This window comes from Bacillus sp. KICET-1 (assembly GCF_027721405.1).
Lineage (GTDB): Bacteria > Bacillota > Bacilli > Bacillales > Bacillaceae > Bacillus > Bacillus velezensis.
In genome coordinates, this window is record NZ_CP113515.1 from 2,175,262 (window position 1) to 2,196,090 (window position 20,829).

Annotated in this window: 24 protein-coding genes, 1 pseudogene and 1 other annotated feature; of the genes and pseudogenes, 21 read left to right on the forward strand and 4 right to left on the reverse strand. The window is 43.4% G+C overall.

Translation table 11 applies throughout. The annotated features are described in order from the left end of the window. Nucleotides 1-13: 13 nt before the first annotated feature. A complete protein-coding gene (locus tag OVA33_RS11165; RefSeq protein WP_003152639.1) occupies nucleotides 14-205 on the reverse strand; it encodes a hypothetical protein in 192 nt (63 codons plus the stop codon). A 172-nt stretch (nucleotides 206-377) separates the two neighbouring features. After that, nucleotides 378-599: a binding site (T-box leader), on the forward strand. Between the two features lie 58 nt (nucleotides 600-657). Here OVA33_RS11165 and OVA33_RS11170 point away from each other — a divergent pair. The 6 genes and pseudogenes from OVA33_RS11170 to radC all read left to right on the forward strand — a co-directional run. Continuing rightward, nucleotides 658-3,300: a valine--tRNA ligase gene (locus tag OVA33_RS11170; RefSeq protein WP_017418286.1), complete on the forward strand. Its 2,643-nt coding sequence runs from the start codon at nucleotides 658-660 to the stop codon at nucleotides 3,298-3,300. A gap of 58 nt (nucleotides 3,301-3,358) precedes the next feature. Continuing rightward, the gene (locus OVA33_RS11175) at nucleotides 3,359-4,651 is read left to right on the forward strand and encodes a bifunctional folylpolyglutamate synthase/dihydrofolate synthase (RefSeq protein ID WP_017418285.1); all 1,293 of its coding nucleotides are present in this window, start codon (nucleotides 3,359-3,361) and stop codon (nucleotides 4,649-4,651) included. Between the two features lie 140 nt (nucleotides 4,652-4,791). Beyond that, nucleotides 4,792-5,544 carry a prepilin peptidase gene (locus OVA33_RS11180; protein WP_063636761.1) on the forward strand — a complete coding sequence of 251 codons (753 nt, stop codon included), beginning with the start codon at nucleotides 4,792-4,794 and terminating at the stop codon, nucleotides 5,542-5,544. 126 nt (nucleotides 5,545-5,670) lie between these two features. After that, nucleotides 5,671-6,672 carry an SPOR domain-containing protein gene (locus OVA33_RS11185; RefSeq protein WP_063636760.1) on the forward strand — a complete coding sequence of 334 codons (1,002 nt, stop codon included), beginning with the start codon at nucleotides 5,671-5,673 and terminating at the stop codon, nucleotides 6,670-6,672. 140 nt (nucleotides 6,673-6,812) lie between these two features. Continuing rightward, entirely contained in the window at nucleotides 6,813-7,382 is a 570-nt protein-coding gene (locus OVA33_RS11190) for a Maf family protein (RefSeq protein WP_012118105.1), read from the forward strand. Between the two features lie 31 nt (nucleotides 7,383-7,413). Continuing rightward, nucleotides 7,414-7,821: pseudogene (gene radC, locus OVA33_RS11195) on the forward strand (RadC family protein); the annotation flags it as partial. 12 nt (nucleotides 7,822-7,833) lie between these two features. Here radC and OVA33_RS11200 read toward each other — a convergent pair. From OVA33_RS11200 to OVA33_RS11210, 3 genes are read right to left on the reverse strand one after another with little or no spacing between them, the layout of a single operon-like run. Further along, entirely contained in the window at nucleotides 7,834-9,258 is a 1,425-nt protein-coding gene (locus tag OVA33_RS11200) for a recombinase family protein (protein ID WP_015968240.1), read from the reverse strand. Between the two features lie 45 nt (nucleotides 9,259-9,303). Further along, nucleotides 9,304-9,750, reverse strand: a complete 447-nt coding sequence (locus tag OVA33_RS11205; protein WP_015968241.1) for an ImmA/IrrE family metallo-endopeptidase — start codon at nucleotides 9,748-9,750, stop codon at nucleotides 9,304-9,306. Between the two features lie 13 nt (nucleotides 9,751-9,763). Beyond that, on the reverse strand, nucleotides 9,764-10,198 hold the full coding sequence (locus tag OVA33_RS11210) for a helix-turn-helix domain-containing protein (RefSeq protein WP_046559964.1): 435 nt from the start codon (nucleotides 10,196-10,198) through the stop codon (nucleotides 9,764-9,766). Nucleotides 10,199-10,459: 261 nt separating this feature from the next. Here OVA33_RS11210 and OVA33_RS11215 point away from each other — a divergent pair, with 261 nt between their 5' ends. From OVA33_RS11215 to OVA33_RS11285, 15 genes are all read left to right on the forward strand, one after another. Further along, on the forward strand, nucleotides 10,460-10,732 hold the full coding sequence (locus tag OVA33_RS11215) for a helix-turn-helix transcriptional regulator (protein ID WP_046559963.1): 273 nt from the start codon (nucleotides 10,460-10,462) through the stop codon (nucleotides 10,730-10,732). A gap of 68 nt (nucleotides 10,733-10,800) precedes the next feature. Further along, complete coding sequence (locus OVA33_RS11220) at nucleotides 10,801-10,971, forward strand: hypothetical protein (protein WP_164967577.1); 171 nt, start codon at nucleotides 10,801-10,803, stop codon at nucleotides 10,969-10,971. Continuing rightward, entirely contained in the window at nucleotides 10,958-11,227 is a 270-nt protein-coding gene (locus tag OVA33_RS11225) for a YqaH family protein (RefSeq protein WP_071181908.1), read from the forward strand. The genes OVA33_RS11220 and OVA33_RS11225 overlap by 14 nt, the downstream gene beginning before the upstream one ends. 201 nt (nucleotides 11,228-11,428) lie before the next feature. Next, a complete protein-coding gene (locus tag OVA33_RS11230) occupies nucleotides 11,429-11,983 on the forward strand; it encodes a host-nuclease inhibitor Gam family protein (protein WP_071181907.1) in 555 nt (184 codons plus the stop codon). 3 nt (nucleotides 11,984-11,986) lie between these two features. After that, the gene (locus tag OVA33_RS11235) at nucleotides 11,987-12,922 is read left to right on the forward strand and encodes an AAA family ATPase (RefSeq protein ID WP_071181906.1); all 936 of its coding nucleotides are present in this window, start codon (nucleotides 11,987-11,989) and stop codon (nucleotides 12,920-12,922) included. Continuing rightward, nucleotides 12,912-13,223: a hypothetical protein gene (locus tag OVA33_RS11240; protein WP_071181905.1), complete on the forward strand. Its 312-nt coding sequence runs from the start codon at nucleotides 12,912-12,914 to the stop codon at nucleotides 13,221-13,223. The genes OVA33_RS11235 and OVA33_RS11240 overlap by 11 nt, the downstream gene beginning before the upstream one ends. Before the next feature lie 20 nt (nucleotides 13,224-13,243). Then, nucleotides 13,244-13,681, forward strand: a complete 438-nt coding sequence (locus OVA33_RS11245; RefSeq protein ID WP_046559959.1) for a DUF669 domain-containing protein — start codon at nucleotides 13,244-13,246, stop codon at nucleotides 13,679-13,681. Between the two features lie 61 nt (nucleotides 13,682-13,742). Next, nucleotides 13,743-16,160, forward strand: a complete 2,418-nt coding sequence (locus tag OVA33_RS11250) for a phage/plasmid primase, P4 family (protein ID WP_071181904.1) — start codon at nucleotides 13,743-13,745, stop codon at nucleotides 16,158-16,160. 199 nt (nucleotides 16,161-16,359) lie between these two features. After that, complete coding sequence (locus OVA33_RS11255; RefSeq protein ID WP_071181903.1) at nucleotides 16,360-16,797, forward strand: hypothetical protein; 438 nt, start codon at nucleotides 16,360-16,362, stop codon at nucleotides 16,795-16,797. Then, nucleotides 16,794-17,333, forward strand: a complete 540-nt coding sequence (locus OVA33_RS11260) for an ERCC4 domain-containing protein (RefSeq protein WP_071181902.1) — start codon at nucleotides 16,794-16,796, stop codon at nucleotides 17,331-17,333. Before OVA33_RS11255 ends, OVA33_RS11260 begins: the two co-directional genes overlap by 4 nt. Nucleotides 17,334-17,362: 29 nt before the next feature. Beyond that, nucleotides 17,363-17,878 carry a putative metallopeptidase gene (locus tag OVA33_RS11265; protein ID WP_071181901.1) on the forward strand — a complete coding sequence of 172 codons (516 nt, stop codon included), beginning with the start codon at nucleotides 17,363-17,365 and terminating at the stop codon, nucleotides 17,876-17,878. A gap of 513 nt (nucleotides 17,879-18,391) precedes the next feature. Further along, on the forward strand, nucleotides 18,392-18,769 hold the full coding sequence (locus OVA33_RS11270; protein WP_019260088.1) for an ArpU family phage packaging/lysis transcriptional regulator: 378 nt from the start codon (nucleotides 18,392-18,394) through the stop codon (nucleotides 18,767-18,769). 423 nt (nucleotides 18,770-19,192) lie between these two features. Then, complete coding sequence (locus OVA33_RS11275) at nucleotides 19,193-19,342, forward strand: hypothetical protein (protein WP_164967576.1); 150 nt, start codon at nucleotides 19,193-19,195, stop codon at nucleotides 19,340-19,342. Between the two features lie 255 nt (nucleotides 19,343-19,597). Next, a complete protein-coding gene (locus OVA33_RS11280; protein ID WP_046559952.1) occupies nucleotides 19,598-19,810 on the forward strand; it encodes a helix-turn-helix domain-containing protein in 213 nt (70 codons plus the stop codon). 140 nt (nucleotides 19,811-19,950) lie between these two features. Continuing rightward, nucleotides 19,951-20,826 (forward strand): DUF6731 family protein, encoded by an 876-nt coding sequence (locus OVA33_RS11285; protein WP_071181899.1) that lies wholly within the window; start codon nucleotides 19,951-19,953, stop codon nucleotides 20,824-20,826. Nucleotides 20,827-20,829: the final 3 nt, after the last annotated feature.

Genomic DNA, 20,829 nt, shown 5'->3' on the forward strand with positions numbered 1-20,829 from the left:
GGGACTCGTTTTTTTATATCCATTCCAAATGCAGGGCGCACGCTAAAAACAGCAGGATGGCAAGCAGCAGGACATCAAAAGTCGTCGGAAAGAAAATCGTCCTGATCCCCTGAAAGATCGTAATCGGGATAATGACTTGCACGGATACAAGGCGGACCTGTCTGGCCCACTGGGGGAGCGAATAAGAATTGAATTTTTTTCTCACGGGCAATTCCTCCTCACATTCGCCTTTCTATGTATCGTATGTAAGGGAAAGGGCGGGGTGCATGCCCATTTATGTATGACGGCAGCGGTTTTTGGAAAAGATGATTGACGAATCAAAAACACTTTTACTATAATAAAGAACATAATAAATAAGATCATGAGCTGATATAAATACACCTGCTTTGAACGGGAAGAGTACAAGAAAGACGCATGAAGAGAGAGAAGCTACTGTGCTGAAAGGCTTCTTATGCCGTCTCATTGGAAGGTCGCCCGGGAGCATAATTTCTTGAACATACAGTAGAGAAATTCGGGCCGCACCCGTTATCCGTTTAAGTGCATGAACAAATCTGTTCATGAAAAAAGGTGGTACCGCGAAAGAGCTTTTCGTCCTTTATCAGGATGAAGGCTCTTTTTTAGTTGCTCAGCCATTTCTAAACATGCTGGAGGGTTATCATGGATACAAACGAACAAACAATGCCGACAAAATATGATCCGTCTGCGATTGAAAAAGGCCGCTATGATTTTTGGCTGAAAGGAAAATATTTTGAAGCGGGCAGCGATCAAACGAAACAGCCGTATTCTGTCGTCATTCCGCCGCCGAACGTGACGGGCAGGCTGCACCTCGGACATGCGTGGGATACGACGCTGCAAGATATCGTTACGCGTATGAAACGCATGCAGGGCTATGACGTGCTCTGGCTTCCGGGCATGGATCACGCCGGCATCGCCACTCAGGCAAAAGTCGAAGCGAAACTCCGCGAACAGGGCACAAGCCGTTATGACCTCGGCCGTGAAAAGTTTTTAGAAGAAACGTGGAAGTGGAAAGAAGAGTATGCTGATTTCATCCGCAGCCAATGGGCCAAGATGGGACTCGGACTCGATTATTCACGCGAACGTTTTACTCTTGATGAAGGGCTGAACAAAGCCGTGCGTGAAGTATTCGTCAAGCTGTACGAGAAAGGCTTGATTTACAGAGGCGAATATATCATCAACTGGGACCCTGCCACAAAAACGGCTTTATCCGATATTGAAGTGATTTACAAAGACGTACAGGGCGCGTTTTATCATTTGCGCTACCCGTTAGCAGACGGTTCAGGCTCAATTGAAATCGCGACCACCCGTCCGGAAACGATGCTTGGCGACACGGCTGTCGCGGTTCATCCTGAAGATGAGCGCTACAAGCACTTAATCGGCAAAACGGTGATTCTGCCGATTACAAACCGCGAAATTCCGATCGTCGGCGATGATTATGTTGATATGGAATTCGGATCAGGCGCTGTTAAAATCACGCCTGCCCATGACCCGAATGACTTTGAACTCGGAAACCGCCACAATTTAGAGCGGATTCTCGTCATGAATGAAGACGGAACAATGAATGAAAAAGCGCTGCAATATAACGGCATGGACCGGTTTGAATGCCGCAAAAAACTCGTCAAAGATCTTCAGGAATCCGGTGTTCTCTTTAAAATCGAAGACCATATGCATTCTGTCGGCCACAGTGAAAGAAGCGGCGCCGTTGTTGAGCCGTACCTGTCCACACAATGGTTTGTCAAAATGCAGCCGCTGGCCGATGCTGCGGTTGACCTTCAGTCAAAAGAAGAGAAAGTTCACTTCGTTCCTGACCGGTTCGAGAAAACGTACCTGCACTGGATGGGAAATATCCGTGATTGGTGTATTTCCCGTCAGCTGTGGTGGGGCCACCGCATCCCGGCTTGGTATCATAAAGAAACAAAAGAAGTGTACGTCGGCCTTGAGGCGCCTGAGGACAGTGAAAATTGGGAACAGGATTCAGACGTGCTTGATACATGGTTCAGCTCCGCGCTTTGGCCGTTTTCTACAATGGGCTGGCCTGATGAAAACGCTGAAGACTTTAAGCGGTATTACTCAACCGATGTTCTTGTAACGGGATATGACATCATTTTCTTCTGGGTATCCCGGATGATTTTCCAAGGTCTTGAGTTTACCGGCGAGCGTCCGTTCAAAGACGTGCTGATTCACGGCTTAATCCGTGACGAGCAGGGCAGAAAAATGAGTAAATCCCTTGGGAACGGCGTGGACCCGATGGATGTCATCGACAAGTACGGAGCGGATTCCCTGCGCTATTTCCTGGCAACCGGAAGTTCACCGGGACAGGATCTCCGTTTCAGCTATGAAAAAGTGGAATCCACATGGAACTTCGCAAATAAAATTTGGAACGCCTCCCGTTTTGCATTAATGAACATGGACGGCATGACGTATGACGAGCTTGATCTGTCCGGTGAAAAATCAGTTGCTGATAAGTGGATCCTCACAAGACTGAATGAAACGATAGAAGACGTAACACAGCTTGCGGATCGTTATGAATTCGGTGAAGTCGGACGCCACCTGTACAACTTTATCTGGGACGATGTGTGCGACTGGTATATCGAAATGGCGAAGCTTCCGCTGTACGGGGAAGATGAAGCGGCGAAGAAAACAACCCGTTCTGTTCTGGCATACGTGCTTGACCAGACGATGCGTCTTCTTCACCCGTTTATGCCATTCTTAACGGAAGAAATCTGGCAGCACCTTCCTCATGAAGGCGAGTCAATCACGATCAGCTCTTGGCCGGTTCCGGTGCCGGAACATACGGATAAAGAGGCAGCGGCGGATATGAAACTGCTCGTCGAATTAATCCGTTCTGTCCGCAATATCCGGAGCGAAGTCAACACGCCGATGAGCAAGCAGGTTGAGCTTTACATTAAAACATCTACGGAAGACATTGCCGGCCGCCTTGAGAAGAACCGTTCTTACGTTGAACGCTTTACGAATCCGAGCACGCTGAAAATCGGGACGGATATCACTGCGGCAGACAAAGCGATGACAGCGGTCGTCACCGGAGCGGAAGTCATTCTGCCGCTTGAAGGGCTGATTAACATTGATGAAGAGATCGCCCGTCTGCAAAAAGAATTCGACAAGCTGACAAAAGAAGTCGAACGCGTTCAGAAAAAACTCGGCAACGAAGGATTCATTAAAAAAGCTCCTGAGCATGTCATTGAAGAAGAACGCGGAAAAGAGAAAGACTACACGGCAAAACGCGAAGCTGTCCGGCAGCGGATTGCAGAGCTGAAAGGCTGATAAAACAGCGGGGCGGTTTCCTAAGAAACCGCCTTGTCGTATAAAAGAGGGGATTTCATTGTTTAATACGTACAAAGAAGCGATCAGCTGGATTCACGGCAGACTCAAGTTCGGCGTTAAGCCGGGCCTTCTCCGTATGGAAAAGCTGATGGAAAAACTGGAACACCCGGAAAAGAACATTCGCGCTATTCATGTGGCGGGCACAAACGGCAAAGGATCGACCGTCGCTTTTATCCGTTCCGTGCTTCAAGAAGCCGGTTATACGGTCGGCACGTTCACATCGCCTTACATTATTACGTTTAATGAGCGTATCAGCGTCAACGGCACGCCGATTTCTGATGAGGAATGGAGAACGCTCGTTAATGACATAAAACCGATAGTCGATGAGCTTGATAAGACCGATGCCGGGACGGTGACAGAATTTGAAATCATTACAGCGTGTGCATTTTTATATTTTGCGAAGCGGGCTGATATCGATTTTGTCATTTTTGAAGCGGGACTGGGCGGCACATTTGATTCAACCAATATTGTGAATCCGCTTCTGTCGGTCATTACAAGTATCGGACATGACCATATGGCGATTTTAGGCAATACCATCGAGGAGATCGCCGGGCAGAAAGCCGGTATCATTAAAAATTCCATTCCGGTCATTACGGGCGTCAATCAGCCGGAAGCACTCGGCGTTATTGAAGCGGAAGCCGAAAAAAAGCAGGCTCCGTATCAGTCACTATATAAAACGTGCAGACTGTCTAATGAAGCGGCGCTTCCGTCCGGTGAAAGCTTTTCGCTGGAAACGGAAACGAAATGCTATGAAGACATTCAAACGTCGCTGATCGGCATTCACCAAAGGCACAATGCAGCATTGGCGATATTGGCCGCTGAATGGATGAATCGTCTGGGAGCCGCAGCCATTTCTGAAGAAGCGATGCGAAACGGTCTGAAAAAAGCTTCCTGGCCGGGCCGGTTTGAACGTCTTCAAAGCCGCCCTTTAGTGTTTGCGGACGGCGCACATAACGAAGAAGGCGTTGACACACTGACAGAAACGATCAGGCAGCGCTTTGCCGATAAAAACGTCCATGTCGTATTCAGCGCATTAAAAGACAAACCGTATCAGGAAATGATTAAAAAGCTTGAAACCGAAGCGGACTCTATTCACTTTGTATCATTTGACTTTCCGCGTGCTTCAAGCGCCGAAGCCCTTTACAATGCAAGCAGTTTAACGGATAAGAGCTTCGATGAGAACCCGGACAGTGTGAAAGAATGGATAGAACAAAAAGACGGGGCGGATGATGTCATCATCATTACCGGCTCCTTATATTTTATTTCAGAAATGAGAAAGCGGCTTATCTGACAGCCCCTCGGATGCCCGGCAGACCCTTTTCCGGTTTTGCCGGGTGTTTTTATGCTGAAAATATATTTTCAGCCATTTCAGTCATGGTGTTTTTCTTTGCTATAATCTGAGCCAGATTGATAGTAAAGGTGTGGTCTCTAGTGCTTTTGATTCTGTTTTTTCTCGGCTTGATTTTCGGTTCTTTTTTTTATACAGCAGCGTGTCGTATCCCGCTTCGAATCTCGGTTATTTCGCCGCGTTCAGCCTGTTCGTTCTGCGGCTTGCCGCTCTCCTGGGGGGAGCTTGTGCCCGTCGTTTCCTATATTCTGCAAAGAGGCAGATGCAGAAACTGCCGTGCGAAGCTGTCGGTTATGTATCCGGCGGCGGAATGCTGGACGGCGTGTTTATTCACGGCTGCAGGCATTCATTTCGGTTTCTCAAAAGAACTGTTAGTCGCGCTGTTATTTCTGTCTCTGCTCATGATTGTTACTATGACGGATCTGCAATATATGCTGATTCCTGACAAGGTTCTGCTGTTTTTTCTTCCGCTTTTCATCGCCGGCCGTATGTTTTCTCCGCTGGATACATGGTATGCAGGGTTTGCCGGAGCCGTTTGCGGATTTTTTCTGCTTGTTTTTATCATGTTTGTCAGTAAAGGAGGCATCGGTGCAGGTGATGTGAAACTGTTTGGGGTGATCGGCCTGCCGCTCGGCGTGAAGCTCGTGCTCATTGCATTCTTTCTTTCCGTTATGATCGGAACCGTATACGGTATGTGCGCCGCAGCCCGGGGCAGGCTTGGTAAAAAGCAGCCATTTCCGTTTGCGCCGGCCATCTCAGCCGGGAGCGCTTTGAGTTATTTATACGGAGAAGAGCTGTTTTCGTTTTACATCAAGCTCGCTTCAGGCGGAGCTTAAAAAATTTGGCGAACGTTTTTTGGACAAGACGACAAAAGTCTTGTTCTTTTTTTTTTTGCCTATGCTAAAGTGTGAACCATGATCAGTTCAAGGTACGGCCAAGACGAATGCAAGGGGGAAGAGACGTTGAAAAAAAGGAAGAGCAAAAAGCACAGCAAAGCAAAAAACAATGCCCTTAAAGTAACCATTAACGGACAAGAAGAAACGATGTATGGACAAGAAGATGTGAAAGAAGGCGGGGAGAAAACCGTCACATTTTCAAATTGGGAGGAAACAAAAAAGGCGGAGCAGGAGACCGCCGCTTCCCATGAAGATCCGAAAGAAGAAGATTTCAATTGGGATCATGAGAAGAATTCTGAGGTATTTGAAGATGACCCGAAAGTCGTTCCGCCATACCAGAAGAAAAAAACAGGCCCTCATTTTCCGAAAAAAAAGCAGCCGTCTTCTCCGGTTAAAAAAGCGGTCACGACAATTGCCGTTGCGGCTGTTTTAGGCACCGGGCTCGGCCTTGTCGCCTTAAATATGTCGGGAAGTAAAGAAGCCTCCGCTCCGGCATCAGCTGACAAAGGTTCACAAGGGCAGACGGTGAAAGCGGGAGATGTTTCTAAAGACAAATCTGAAACAGCCGGCACAGGAGATGCGGAATCTTCAGTGGGAAACTATAAAACATATGCGGTGCAGGCCGGAAAATTTTCATCAGAAAAAGGAGCGCAAACGCTTGTTGACCAGCTGACTGAAAAAGGATACTCGGCCGTCTCTCTGGCTAAAGAAGACGGATACACATACGTGATCGCCGGGCTTGCAGCGGAAAAAAGCTTATCACAGCAATTGGGTCAGACACTGATAGACCATGATTTTGAGGCTTGGGGCGGTAAAGAGCTCAGCTTTGCGGTCGATTCAGGACTGGAAGACTCTTTTAAACAAGCATCTGAGCTCTCCGCCAAAGCGATTACCGGCAAAGATCTTTCAAAAACGGAAGTGGCTGAAGCGGCAAAAACGGCAGACGGTGCAGACGCCGCTGACAAAAAGCAGAAAGAGGCCGTGCTTCAAGCGCTGAAAGAACTGGAAACGTCGGGTTCGGAATCCGGCTGGAAAGCCCAAAAAGAGCTTTTAAGTGTTGTAAAATAGTATCTCATTTCCCGTCATCCGGCGGGATTTTTTATTTTGTCATCAAAAAGTTATTTTTCTGAAATTGTGGTTGCCCGTTTGATTTGGTAGGATAGACAAGTATCTTTTTTTCTTAAGCAAACCCTGAAAGGATGACAATCATGACAAAACGCTTAATACTCGCATCACAATCTCCGCGAAGAAAAGAACTCCTTAATCTTCTTCAGATTCCTTACAGCATTATTGCAAGCCGCACAGAAGAAAAATTAAATCGAAACCTTTCGCCGGAAGAAAACGTCCAATGTTTGGCCGAGCAAAAAGCCGGTGCTGTATTGGCCGAAAATCCCGATGCAGTCGTTATCGGGGCTGACACGATGGTGTGCATAGACGGCGAATGCCTCGGCAAACCGCATGACAGAGAAGAAGCGGCACACATGCTGCGGAGGCTTTCCGGCCGAAGCCATCAAGTCATTACGGCGGTCAGCATTCAGACGCATGACCGGAAAGAAACGTTCTGTGACACGACGGAAGTGACGTTTTGGCCGCTCAGTGAAGACGACATACAGCTCTACATTGAAACAAAAGAACCGATGGATAAAGCAGGTGCATACGGCATCCAAGGAAAAGGCGCGCTTTTAGTGAAAAAAATAGACGGTGATTTTTATTCTGTCGTCGGGCTTCCTGTCGCTAAAACAATGAGAGCCTTGAAAGAATTTAATATAAAAGCTTGATGTTCAAACCGGGAAGGGGAACAAGGAGGGGTTGATCATCCGTGATCTGCCGTTAAAATTAAGAGATTTCCCCGAAAAAGAAAAACCGAGAGAGCGGCTTCTGCACTTTGGAGCCGAACATCTCTCTAACAATGAATTGCTCGCCATCCTGCTGCGGACGGGAACGAAACATGAGTCCGTCATGAACCTCGCTCACCGGCTGCTGCGGACGTTTGACGGGCTGCGACTGTTAAAAGGCGCCTCTGCCCAGGAGCTTTCCAGCATTCCGGGAATCGGCACGGTGAAAGCCGTTCAGATTCTTGCCGCAATTGAGCTGGGGAGCCGCATTCATAAGACATCCGCCGGGGAGCATTGCGTCATCCGCTCTCCGGAAGACGGGGCGAAGTATGTGATGGAGGATATGCGCTTTTTATCCCAGGAGCATTTTGTCTGTTTATACTTTACATAAACCCTAATAAAAATGAATGTCTAAAATCCTGGCTTTATTGTCTTTCTTCTCAAACTCAATATGTTTTATTAACTCTTGTACAGTTTGCCTTTTTTCCTCTCCTGTTAAGACAGACCAGTTTTCCCTGAACATCTTTGCTAGCTCTTTAGCTCGCTCAATATTCAAAGGTTTTTCTATGGGGTGTAAATCATTCTGCTCAAGTTTGGCCAAAGCTTTTTGCAGTGCCTCTTTTGTTTCAGCCATAAGCTGCTCAAACTCTTGATCAGTCATTAGCTCCATGGACCAGGCTTTTTGATATTTCTTTCTCTGCTTTTCAATACTAATTATTTTTTGATGGAGTTTATCGTAGTCCTGTTGCTTCTCTTGAGGTATTTTAGGCTCGCGCTTAAAGTTCGCATTCTGCATATATTCTATAAGTGCTTTTTCGAATTTTTTCTCACTTATTCCAATTGCCGGTTTTTTGTTTAGGGCGCATGCTTGGCATCTATAGTGATTACTTTCTACGTTCTTATTGTCTTTTTTCCTAAAATATATGGAGCGCTCGCACGTTAAGCGGCTGCCGCAATTGGGGCATAATATTTTTGCTTGGAAAATAAATATTGATGAGGTTTCCCTTCTTTTGAAATTTTGCCGATCGTGTAACATTTTTTGGAGCTGTTCGAATTCTTTTTTTGATATGTAGCCCTCAAATGCACCCTCTAATATTTCACCCGCCCAACGAAATCCGCCATATAATACCGGGTTTTTCAAGATAACCAGGATAGAAGCTATGTGCCACTTATACCCCCTTTTCGGAATAGCGTCAGATTCGTCAAGATAATCAGCCAGTTCTCTGAGCGAATAGCCTTTCTTGATCTTATCTATCATATCTAAAAGGACCTCGCCCTCCTCTGGATTCTTGACCAGGCTCTCACCCTCCTTTGTGAATCCGAATGGTGCGGGCGCGCTAAATTGTCCCTGACGCGCTTTTTCAACTTGCCCCATTTTAACCCGCTCCCCTAAGTTCTCTCGCTCCCATTGCGCCATGGCGGCCACTAATGTAATAAATAGCCGGCCTGTTGCTGATCCTGTGTCATAAACTTCCGTAGCAGAACGAAAGACTGCCTGATATTTATCAAAGTAATCTAAAAGGGAATAGAGGTCACGGACAGAGCGGGTCAGACGGTCGAGCCTGTAGACTAAAACTGTGTCAATAATGCCCTGTTCTATGTGCCTAAGCATCAGCTCCAACGACGGCCTATGTATGTCTTTTGCGGACTTGCCTTCATCAATATAAAATTTGTAACTATCCCATCCTTGAGAAATGCAATACGCTTTTAGCTTTTCCTTTTGGGCAGATATTGAGTACCCTTCTTTTGCTTGTTCTTCTGTTGAAACCCTAACGTATATCCCGACATTCTTTGGAGTGTTTTCATCCATCAAGTTCATGATAATCTATCCTCCCTTTTTGGAAACGTATGTTCTGTTTTTGGGCTAAAAATTTTTTAGCTCTGATAGGTCTTTTAGGTGGGCTAACTCTGCAGGAACCCCATTCATGACAGCTATATCATCAAGGGTGAATTCAGTATTTTTATATTGGCTTACTACCCAATCGGGAAGAAGGAGCTCAACCGCAAAGGTATTTGCCTCAACCTCATATTTATCAACTGAGAAAAGAGTACGCTCTTTCATAAATGGTGTATTTGCCCGTGGGTGTAACTGTGCATGCCCTAATTCATGGGAGCACACAAAAGTTCTTTCTGCCTGGTTTAAGTTGGAATTGATAACGATATATTTATTTCGCTTATCATACTTATAAAAACCCATTATTTCATGATGCAAGTTCCATGGAATAACATTTATATTTATGTATGATGCAAGCTCATAAGGATTACTGGTTTTATACTTTTTAATTAGTCTTTGCACAGCTGCTTTTATCAAAGTATAAGGCCCCCTATTCTTGATCGTCTTTTCTATATTTCTTTGGAGTGTACTTTTTATTTATTCTTTGCGTTTGACGAACTATGTGCTCCATCGCTTCCATGAGAGACTCAACAGCTTCTTGACTCATGGGCTCCCCAGAAAAGCTAAGACCGTCCGATTTTTCTAAGTCCTTTCTTATTTCCTCCATACGTTTTGCAATGTCCTTTTCTTCTTTTGAATTATATTCGGCCTGCTCTTCTTTAATAAGAGTTTCCTCGCCAACAATGGCAGAGACCTGAATGCCCAACGCGCCTGCAACTGCTTCTAATGTGGAAAGGCTTGGGTTGTATCTATCTCTTTCAATATCTGCAAGGTATGAACGTGAAAGATTGGCTTTTTCAGCCAGTTGCACTTGGGTTAATTTACGTTCCTTCCTAATGGCTTTGATTCTTTGCCCTACAGTCATTATGATCACCTATCTCCTTTACAACACATAGTGCCTCACTGTGCCACTGTGTCTTGTGGCATGACACAATTATAGTATCCGAATGTCGGAAATACAATACTAAAAAAGACGGAAATACAAGTATTTTTTAGTAAATTGACGGAAATACAAGATAAATACTCTCTGAATCTTTAAAATGCTTGAATTTCGTCAAATTTCGACTTTTACAAAATGTCGTGAATACCATACAATTTAGACGTACCTTAACGGGAGGTGATAATCATGCTGGATGGGAAAAAGCTTGGGGCTTTAATTAAGGACAAAAGAAAAGAAAAGCACTTGAAACAGACAGAAATGGCGAAGGCACTGGGTATGTCCAGAACTTATCTCTCTGATATCGAAAACGGCAGATATCTGCCGAGTACAAAAACACTTTCCAGAATAGCGATTTTAATAAATCTGGATTTAAATGTGTTAAAAATGACGGAAATACAAGTAGTTGAGGAGGGTGGATATGATAGAGCTGCCGGCACATGTAGAAGACAGGCTTTATGAGATTTTTATGAAACTATCAGTTCCAAGGTTGCTTGAGAAAGAAGCCCTGGAGAAAGGAGAGAAGCCGAATGCGGAAAGAAAAGGCGCTTGACCTCGCGGCCTTCTTCGCTGAATTTGAACAAATGATGATCAAAAAAAATCGGCCACTCATCGGCGATTACTGTAGAAAAAAAATGGTTAAATACTGTGCTGTTTATTTAAATGCGGAAGGAAAGGAGCCAATCCATGAACTTAAATGAATTTTTGAAAACAGATCGTCAAAATGCAGAACGAAAAATCAAGTCAATGGAATTTCTTCTACAAGACTTGATTCCGGACGCCATTCAAGATGGTGACTTCGACGGCTGTTTAGAAATGATTGAAACCCTAAAGCAGCATTGCGAAGAACTCAAACGGATGCATCACCCGATACAAGTTGTTCAATTGCGTGAAATAGCAACCCGATTTTTTAACAGGGGGATAAACGTCGAACTAATAAGGCGGCCAGGTTCATGAACCTTGAGCATCCAATCATAACGGAAATAAACCGTTACGGTTATCCAAAAGAGTATCTCCATTATGACCGGGATCGGGAAGAGGATGCCGATGAAGAAGATCAATAAAAAAGCCCACACGGCAATGTGGACTTATAAAAACAAAAGCAATTCCATTTTAAATGGATCTCTCAACAAAATCAAATAGAGGAAGGTGCCTCATATGAATCCATTACAGGATTTTGAACTAAATGAAATTAATAACGGCGAACTGCCGGGAGACCGTCCACAGTTTGAAATTACTGATATGAACAGCCTGAACTGGGCTTTCCGGAAAATAGCTGCTCTCAAGTCGCAGGAAAAGGAAATCAAAGCGCTGGCAGCCACAGAAAAGCAACGTATTGAAGAATGGGAAAGGCAGGAGCTTAAGCCTTTAGCTGACAGTCTTTCATTCTTTGAGAATCTGGTGAATGTCTATCATACAAAGCAGTTGCAGGAAGACCCGAAGGTAAAAACACTTTCCACACCTTACGGGAAATCTAAAAGCCGGACAACAAAAGCAGCCCCTAAAGAAGTGGACAAGGAAAAACTTCTGCAGCATGTGAAGGATGCCGGTATGACAGAGTTTATAAAAGAGTCTGTATCCTGGGGTGACCTTAAGAAGACATTGACTGTCACTGAGCTTGAAGGTAAACCGATCGTAATTGATTCAAATGGACAAGCTGTCCCGGGCGTAGAAGTGCAGCCGGAAACAGTCAGCTTCAAAGTGGAGGTGTAAGGGATGTTTCAAGTAACAGACGCGCAGCGTCAAAAGGAAAAAGCAATTGTGGGTTTTATTGGTCCAAGTGGTTCTGGTAAAACAGCCGGCGCCCTGCTGGTAGCCTACGGAATGATGTGTGAAGCATACCCAGAGGTAAGCGATGAGGAAATCTGGTCAAAGATCGGCGTAGTTGATACCGAACACCGGCGCGCCAAACTATATGCAAACTTGCAATTTGATGATGTGCGGATCGGGAGCTTTAAGCACATCGATTTTACCCCGCCTTACACAACAGAACGATATCAAATGGCAGTCGAAGCAATTAAGAACGCCGGAGCCGAAGTTGTCGTAATTGATTCACTCTCACACAACTGGCAGGGTGAAGGCGGAATAGTTGAAACACATGGCAGCATGTCCGGTAACTCGTTTCAAAACTGGGGCAAGCTTGCGCCGGAAACAACCAAGCTAATTAAGACGTTAACGCAAAATGATGTTCACATCTTGGCGACATTGAGAACAAAAACGGAGTATGTAGTGGAGCCCGATGATAAAGGCAAAATGGCTCCGCGTAAGGTTGGGACAAAGCCCGTCCAAAAAGATGAAATGGAATATGAATTCATGCTCAATTTCACTATCGGCATTGATCATATGGCTGAGACGTCCAAGGACAATACGCGTATGTTTGAAGGCTCTTCAATCAAGTTAAGCCCGGAAGTCGGCCGGAAACTTTATCAGTGGCTTGAGCTCGGTATTGACGTAAAGGCGGAGGAAGAAACAGAACGCGTCGGCTTGATTACTCACATCAAAATGATGATTGAGGACAACGAAAAGGCTGCTCAAATGATTGAGGAATTTCAGATTAAAGCCAACCAGAAGCTTGAACAATGGAATATCAAACTGGCGACAGCTGCCCTTAAGAGATTAAAGGCTGCGGGAGGTGATCAAAATGAAGCTTGAGGAAATCCGGCAGCGTGCCGATGCAGCAACGGAAGGTCCGTGGCATTATGTTATCACCACGGAAGGGGCATATATACTCGATCAAGACAGTGACCTCATTAGCGGTGAGTGTGAACGAGAGCAAGACGCCAGATTCATCGCACACGCCCGTCAAGACATACTCTGGTTAATTTCAGAGATTGATAGATTAAACAGTGGCATAGACAGCGTGCTTTATGATCTGAGAAATGAAGACATCACCAATCCACATGTAGTTGAGCAAATTACTGAAAATCTTGTAGCCGTACTGAACGGCAAATAAAAAATTTGGAGGAATTAAATATGTTTACAGTAGACCACAGCAAAGGCGATTCATTTGAACCAATTAAACCAGGAGAATATGAGGCAACAGTTATCAACTTTGAAGGAAAAACAGCCGCATCCGGCAACCAGCGTCTTGTTGTTGATTATGAAATCCGTTCCGACGTTGAGCAGCCATGTCAGGGGCAGAAAATTTTATATGACAATTTCACTGTTACAGATAACGCCATGTGGAGATTTCATCAAGCATCAAAGGCCGCGGGCTTCCCGAACGGAATGAAATTTAAGGATCATATTGAATGGGCAAATGCTTTTCTCAATAAACCGGTTCGCTTAGTTGTCGGAGAAAGAGAGCATAACGGCAAAAAATATCCAGAAGTTAAAGCATTCAAGCCGTCAGAAGCGCCGGCACCGGCTACCGGCTCATTTACAGTGAGCGACGAAGATGTACCATTTTGATCACAAGAAACACATTTGAGGGAGTGTATAGCTCCCTCGTTTTTAAAGGGGAGTTAACCACATGTACGACTTTAAAAATATACCGCAAGAGCTAAAAAACGCCCCTCAGTGGATTCTATGGCGTTCGGAAGAGCGTAACGGTAAAAAAACGAAAGTGCCATATCAGATTGACGGCAGCATGGCCCAATCAAGCAATAAGCGAACCTGGTCCACCTTTGCAACTATCATGAAGTTTTTCAATGAACAGGAGTATGACGGCATCGGCTTCATGTTCTCTAAAGATGATCCGTTCATTGGAATAGATATAGATCACTGTGTAAATGATGGTGTCCTGTCTCCTTTCGCCCAGGAAATTATTCAAACGGTCAGCAGTTATACTGAATACTCTCCGAGTGGCGGGGGCGTTCATATTATCGCCAAAGGTAAGCTCCCATTACGCGGGCCGGGCACAGGTAGAAAAAATATAGATAAGGGCTTGGAAGTATACAGGCATGGCCGTTATTTTACATTCACGGGAAGCAGCCTTGATGTTGGGCCTGTTCAGGAACGATCGGCAGAGATCAAAACCATCTTTGATAAGTATCTGACTGAGAAGGAAGAAGCAAGACCGGCCAGCACCCGATCGCAACCAGAAAGCGATATGAGTAACCTTTCAAATAAAGAAATTTGGGAAAGAATGTTCAACAGTAAAAACGGAAAAAGCATACAGGACCTGTTTAACGGCCAACTGGTTAATGGCGACCATTCCTCCACAGATATGGCTTTATGTAATCACTTGGCATTCTGGACGGATAAGGACGCATCGAAAATGGATTCTATGTTTCGTGAATCAAATTTGTTTCGCGAAAAGTGGGATCGGCAGCATTCAGCCGACGGGGCTACATATGGAGAAATGACCATTGCTGCAGCTATCTACTCGACCGGCCCCACAATATCCGACCTGATGGAACAGCAGGAAAAGCCATATGAGGTTTATTTTTCTCAGCCACCTACCGCCCAGGTAGAAGACACTGAGGAAATCATAGATACACCGCCGACTTTTCACTTAACGGAGCTCGGCAATGCTGAACGCATCGTATATTACCACGGGAAAAATATTCGCTATTGTAATGAGCTTGAATGGCTTATATGGAACGGGAAGATGTGGCAGGAGGACAGCAAGCGAAAGATTGAAGCTATAACAGCTCAAACCCTCCGGGCGATTTATGGCGAGGCCCAGGCTACTGAAGACGGATATAGGAAAAAGCAATTGAATGATTGGGCCAAGAAATGCGAGCGCCGTAATATTCGGATGAATACGATCCTCGACGCACGGCCAATGGTTTCCGTGAGAAAACAGGAGCTTGATTCACATAAATACTTGTTTAATTGCGAAAATGGCGTAATTGATTTAAAAACCGGCGATCTTCTGCCGCATGACCGCGATTTGCTATTTACAAAAATTTCACCGGTTGCATATGAAAAGGATGCTGACTGTCCTAACTGGAAAGCATTCATGGAGAGTATTTTCATAGATGAAGAGGGCAACCCGAACTATGAAATTATTGAATTTCTGCAGAAAGCAATTGGTTATTCATTGACCGGGGAAACTACGGAACAGGTCATGTTCTTCCTGTTCGGGAATGGCCGTAACGGTAAGTCAACGTTTATCAATACCGTACAACAACTGTTGGGCGACTACGGCCGGCAGACGAACAGTGACACATTCATAAAAAAGAAGAATGATAGTAGCATCAACAATGATATTGCCCGGCTCGACGGGGCGCGCTTTGTGTCGGCCGTTGAGAGTGAAGAAGGCCAGCAGCTGTCTGAGTCTTTGGTGAAGCAGATCACCGGGGGCGAAAAGATGTCCGCGCGTTTCTTACGTCAGGAGTATTTTGAGTTTACCCCAGAATTCAAAGTGTTCTTTACGACAAACCATAAACCAATTGTAAAAGGCAGCGATGAGGGTATCTGGCGCCGTATCCGGCTTGTACCATTCACTGTTACTATTCCGAAAGAAAAAGTGGACAAAAAGCTCCCGCAGAAACTTGCCGTAGAAATGCCTGGGATTCTCAGGTGGGCGGTCGAAGGCTGCTTGAAATGGCAGAAGGAAGGGCTTAAAGAACCAGAAGTGATCCGAAAAGCAACGGAAGGTTACCGCGAGGATATGGATATATTAGGGCCGTATATGTCAGAAAGATGTGTTGTTCATCCCTCAGCAAAAATTGAAGCAAAAGAGCTCTATAAGGATTACAAAAACTGGTGCTATGAAAATGATGAGATTGAACTCAAAAATCGTGCTTTTTATAGACAAATTGAAATTCGAGGGTTTAAGAAGGAAAACGGAGCGAAAAATAAAGTCTTCTTCTATGGTATAGGGCTAAACAAATATCAGAGCCACTTGAATTTTTCGGAAAGGGTTAACGAAGGGGTTAATGAATCAAATGCAAACAGTGACTCCAAAAAGGTTACTTCTATAAATAGAAAAAAGCTATAAATCCTTTAGTATCAAGGGATTAAGGCTCTATCTATAGATTTTAATTATTTTTAGGGTTAATAAGGGTTAATGATTTTGTTTGTTCCCCTCACATGAAAATTAATTAATAAAAAAATAAATATATATATAGAGCTTTAATACAAAATGCATTAACCTTCGTTAACTCATTAACCCGTTTTGATAAAAAGAGGTGAGAAAATTGCACCCAAAACAAATTTGTTCCGATTTAGAGGTGTTGGGGTCTCGTTTGGTTCTTGATGGAAACGATCTCTATATTGAGAATCATGAAAAAGTCTATCCAGAGCTTGAAGCGTTTGTCCAATCTTATAAAAAGCGTATTATCCGGTATTTGAAAGGTGAATACTCGGATGATGAACATAATGTGAAACAGACCATAGATAAAATTATTAATTATTACATGGGCATTGATCAAGATATTAATAGAAAAATAGACGACTGGTTCAATCATGATTTTGAATCAGTTATGAAAGTGATGAAATTACTCGTTCTCTTTTGGGAGAACGGCTGGAGGGAGCTAAAAGAATCCGTTTCAAACTTTGAGAGTGAGGAAACGGACCAGCTTTCCATAGAAATTTATGATCGAGCCATGTCGTATTTTAAGGGGAAGAAAGCATGACAATTATTCACTATAACTATTCGGAAACGGAGTTAAAAGAGATTCTGGACAGCATGATCATTATTGTGGATACGAGAGAGCAAAAGAACCAGCACGTGCTTGAGTATCTCCGCAAAAAGAAAGCTTTAATTAAATTCAAAGGGATGAAAACAGGCGACTATTCCGCCATGATTCCAAAAAACGAAGAATACGGAATCAGCCGGGACATGTATTTGAATGCAGCCATAGAACGGAAAAACGGAGTGGACGAGCTGGTTCAGTCGATAAAAGACCGTTCCCGTTTTGAAAATGAATTGATTCGGGCGTCCAGGCATCCTTTCACTCTTCTGGTGGAAGACCTGGAGGGGTATCAAAAAATATTGAACGGAAAATATCGTTCAAAGTATGAACCGAAAGCGCTGCTGGGCAGTTTGAAAACATTCGAAGTGCGCTACGGCTTTTCGACCGTTTTTATCAGTCCTAACGCTACCGGCAATTACATTTATCACCACTTTCATTATATGGCTCGGGAACTGCTGAAAGGCGGGCTTGTATAAATCAATAAAAACCAAAGGGAGGAAGTAACATGGCATTTGTAGGTTTTGAGGAATCGAAGGGAGTACGGCAACTGGCTGAAAGCATAATTGACGAGCATCACCCACATTTAAAAGACGCTAAACAACAAATAGGGTTTTATCTCCGTGAGGGTAACAGCAAGTGGGCAGGAAAGGCGAAGAAATGCACAGCGTTCGAACGTCATATGACGGATTACATGCTATTCGTGTTTATCAATAAGGCTGCATGGAAGACGATGCCGGAGGAACAGCGCGCTGCCCTGGTAGATCATGAGCTTTGCCATTTTACTCGAGAAGAATGGGAAGAGCCGGACCCGGAAGATCAAAGGAAATGGGTGAAGGTATACGGTGCCGCTACTGATCCAGACAGCTGGGGTATCCGTGAGCATGATGTTGAGGAATTTTCTGAGATTATAGAGCGTCATGGTTTGTGGGATACCGGAATTGAAACATTTGCCGAGGCTGTCCGTGAAGCTGATCACCAACTGACTATTTCGGATGTACAGCGTCTCTCAAGGGTGAAATAAATGGGGGTAGTCAGGAACTACCTTTTGGGGGATTTTGCATACATTGAAACCGAACGTGAGTTTGTATTAGTGATAAAAAATAAAATATACGGCCCGTATGATAACAGCAAGTTGAAAGATATTTTGAATGCGTTGGAATGCGGTTTGAAAAAACCAAAAGGACGGGAGGGTATGAAGTGAGTGAGGATAAGGAACTGGCGCGATTAAAAAGAAAAATAGATCGGCTTATTGCAAAGTGTGACAGAAAAAGCCACGAGTTTAATGATTTTGAAATCGCGACTATTAGAAGAATAGCGCACGCCGAAAGTATAAACGATCTGAATTATTTAGTGAGTATTTCTATACAAATGATATTTGATACCCACAAGATTAGGTAGGGAGGCCGCGGAATGATTATCTCTATTATAGCTGCTCTCTTCATGTTGAACTCATTTGCCCTCATTGTGTGGGTTTGCTTAACTGAACGACGAATACAAAAATGGGAACGTGAAAAATAAGGAAAGGAGGACGGGTGTGACAGAACAACTTTCATTCCTTCATCCTGTGGATTTGAAGGCAGTCCGTAAAATCGTGATCAAAGAACTCAAAGATTATCGAGCATTAAAAGTACAGCTTGAGAATAAAAAGGAATCGGTTGACGCTGGCATCAGTCCGTTTCCTTCAATCAGAGATTCTTTCATATTAAATGAACTGAAGGTTAAGCAGATGGAAAGGGCGCTAGAAAACAGCCTGGACGATGAAGAACGAATGATCATTGAGAAAAAATACTTAACAGCCAGCCAAACAAAAGACATTCATATCTATATGGAACTCGGTATGAAGAAGGACACCTATTATGAAATAAAACAGCGTGCCATTTTACGCATTGCTACAGCACTCGGAATTATCTGAGTGCTTTTTTATCGACAAATTTCCGACAAAACAGGGGACAAATTGGGGGAGAAAAGGGGGGACTATTTATGTTTGAAATCTCGATAGACTTAACTTATCAACAAAAGACGGGTGACGCGCCTAACCCTTATCAATGGCGTATCCGGATACGGAACAAAGGTGTTGAGGAATGAAGCCGAACGAGAGGAACATTCTGAGCCTGGATAGCAGCTAGTCTGCGGCGGCCGTATCGGGGAATAGTAATATCGTGTTTCATTGACCGGTCTTACTATACTTGGCTTCCTCTCGGAGTATGCGTAAGATCAATCTTAAAAAAGCGATTAGCATAAGGAGCGAAAATAAGAAAATAAAACCAAATTATATATTGACGGTGGTAAATATAAGTGTTATAATTAAAGTATAGAAAGGAGGTGTTGAGAGAGCATGGAAATGGTTGAGCTTATCCTTCGGGACTTGGCTTGGCTGGTTGCAATTCTTACCGGAATCACAACCATGATCAAGAATATTAAGGACATGAAGGGAAGCAAAAACAAAAAACGACGTTCTCCCGCCAAGAAGAAACGTCGCAGATAAGCATGGAGGGGATTTATCCCCTCGCCTTATTATAACATTTTACTGTTATACTGTAACAGTAAAATTCCATGCCCATTCTTATGAAAAAATTAGTAGATGGCTCAACAATTTTATTTTTCATTCTGTTTGTGATCGTATTTGTGGATAAAGACTACAGCAATTTAGGCACCCTAGATATCATAACAATGATATTGGCTTTGATATGGTTGGTAGTGACCATCATTAATATTATCCTTAAATGGAGGAACCTGCGGAATGACTAAATTTGTTTTTGCGAATGTTGACGAGCTGAGAGAGTTCATGGACAAAGAAGTCATAACGACATCAGAAGCCATTGAGATTATCGGATGCAGCCGGCAGAACTTAAAGCAGCTGGTTGATCATAAGACATTAAATCCGATTAAATCAACAAACAGAGATCGCCTATTCTTGAGAAAAGATATTGAAGGCTATAAAAAGAAACGTTGATTGCACCCACAGCTAAAGGGTGCTTTTTTGTCTTACGACTGCCACCTATTTATGAAAGACACTTTCGTTCGACAAATTTTGCATAGCATTTATTACCATCCTTTAAAACCGATATAATGGTTGTAAGGAGATGTGATAATATGCCTACAAGAAAAGTGAATTTTGATTTTTACACTTTTAATTGCCCAACAGACCAAAATGCTCTGGTAAATGCACTAGAAAATGAAATTAAATTAAGGAAAGAGGGGAAGGTAAACAATATAGAACTGTTCGGCTTTGTTTGCCGTATATGGGAGATTGAAAAAACTAGCGAAGGATTCTATGTTTGTAACGTTGAAAAAATAAATGTTCTAGATGAAGCAAACATTGGTGATTTACAAGCCGAGAGAATGACTGTTGCTACAAAGCCGGATCAAGGACCACTTTTTGATACTGCTTTTTTATATAACCCTATGAATGAAGTTGTTGTTCTTCAAAGAAATTCAAGACTTGGATTAGGGTATAAAGCGTTTGTTTCTTATTTGAGTAAACTTACAAAAAAAGACGATTGTGATTTAGAAATTATTATTGATCCCAAGGTTATCGTTAAGCTTGATAAGATGGATATGGTTAAGAAAATTGAATATTCAGTTTCGAATCCAACAAACTTAGATTTTGCGAAAGAACAAAACCGAGGAATGAATGGTGATTTAGAGCTTGCTAAAAAATTATTAGGAAGTTCACTGAACGTTGTTATTGGATCTCAAAGAGGAAGTCACCTCTCATTAGATGAAGCCAAAAAAAAGGTTAAATCACTTTTAGGTTTTTCAGATAATATGTCTAACATAATAGTTCGAGGTCAGATTGATGATGATATGGAATCAATAAATTTAATCAAACATAAAGTAACCTATGAAGAAAAATTCAAATTAAAAAAGGAAGAAAAATTAACGGTTGTAAAAGTTGTGGAAGCTTTGCCAAAAGCATATAAGTTTCATGAAGTAAACCTGAATAGAATGTATATTAATAAAAGTTAAAAT

What these genes read in the sequence shown, in the direction of transcription:
- OVA33_RS11235 (WP_071181906.1), top strand. Translation starts at nt 11,987, where the DNA reads ATGTTTCAAGTAACAGACGCGCAGCGTCAAAAGGAAAAAGCAATTGTG.
- OVA33_RS11220 (WP_164967577.1), top strand. Translation starts at nt 10,801, where the DNA reads ATGCGGAAAGAAAAGGCGCTTGACCTCGCGGCCTTCTTCGCTGAATTT.
- OVA33_RS11210 (WP_046559964.1), bottom strand. Translation starts at nt 10,198, where the DNA reads ATGACTGTAGGGCAAAGAATCAAAGCCATTAGGAAGGAACGTAAATTA.
- OVA33_RS11215 (WP_046559963.1), top strand. Translation starts at nt 10,460, where the DNA reads ATGCTGGATGGGAAAAAGCTTGGGGCTTTAATTAAGGACAAAAGAAAA.
- OVA33_RS11230 (WP_071181907.1), top strand. Translation starts at nt 11,429, where the DNA reads ATGAATCCATTACAGGATTTTGAACTAAATGAAATTAATAACGGCGAA.
- OVA33_RS11240 (WP_071181905.1), top strand. Translation starts at nt 12,912, where the DNA reads ATGAAGCTTGAGGAAATCCGGCAGCGTGCCGATGCAGCAACGGAAGGT.
- OVA33_RS11200 (WP_015968240.1), bottom strand. Translation starts at nt 9,258, where the DNA reads ATGAACTTGATGGATGAAAACACTCCAAAGAATGTCGGGATATACGTT.
- OVA33_RS11170 (WP_017418286.1), top strand. Translation starts at nt 658, where the DNA reads ATGGATACAAACGAACAAACAATGCCGACAAAATATGATCCGTCTGCG.
- OVA33_RS11285 (WP_071181899.1), top strand. Translation starts at nt 19,951, where the DNA reads ATGCCTACAAGAAAAGTGAATTTTGATTTTTACACTTTTAATTGCCCA.
- OVA33_RS11265 (WP_071181901.1), top strand. Translation starts at nt 17,363, where the DNA reads ATGGCATTTGTAGGTTTTGAGGAATCGAAGGGAGTACGGCAACTGGCT.
- OVA33_RS11190 (WP_012118105.1), top strand. Translation starts at nt 6,813, where the DNA reads ATGACAAAACGCTTAATACTCGCATCACAATCTCCGCGAAGAAAAGAA.
- OVA33_RS11225 (WP_071181908.1), top strand. Translation starts at nt 10,958, where the DNA reads ATGAACTTAAATGAATTTTTGAAAACAGATCGTCAAAATGCAGAACGA.
- OVA33_RS11250 (WP_071181904.1), top strand. Translation starts at nt 13,743, where the DNA reads ATGTACGACTTTAAAAATATACCGCAAGAGCTAAAAAACGCCCCTCAG.
- OVA33_RS11275 (WP_164967576.1), top strand. Translation starts at nt 19,193, where the DNA reads ATGGAAATGGTTGAGCTTATCCTTCGGGACTTGGCTTGGCTGGTTGCA.
- OVA33_RS11260 (WP_071181902.1), top strand. Translation starts at nt 16,794, where the DNA reads ATGACAATTATTCACTATAACTATTCGGAAACGGAGTTAAAAGAGATT.
- OVA33_RS11245 (WP_046559959.1), top strand. Translation starts at nt 13,244, where the DNA reads ATGTTTACAGTAGACCACAGCAAAGGCGATTCATTTGAACCAATTAAA.
- OVA33_RS11280 (WP_046559952.1), top strand. Translation starts at nt 19,598, where the DNA reads ATGACTAAATTTGTTTTTGCGAATGTTGACGAGCTGAGAGAGTTCATG.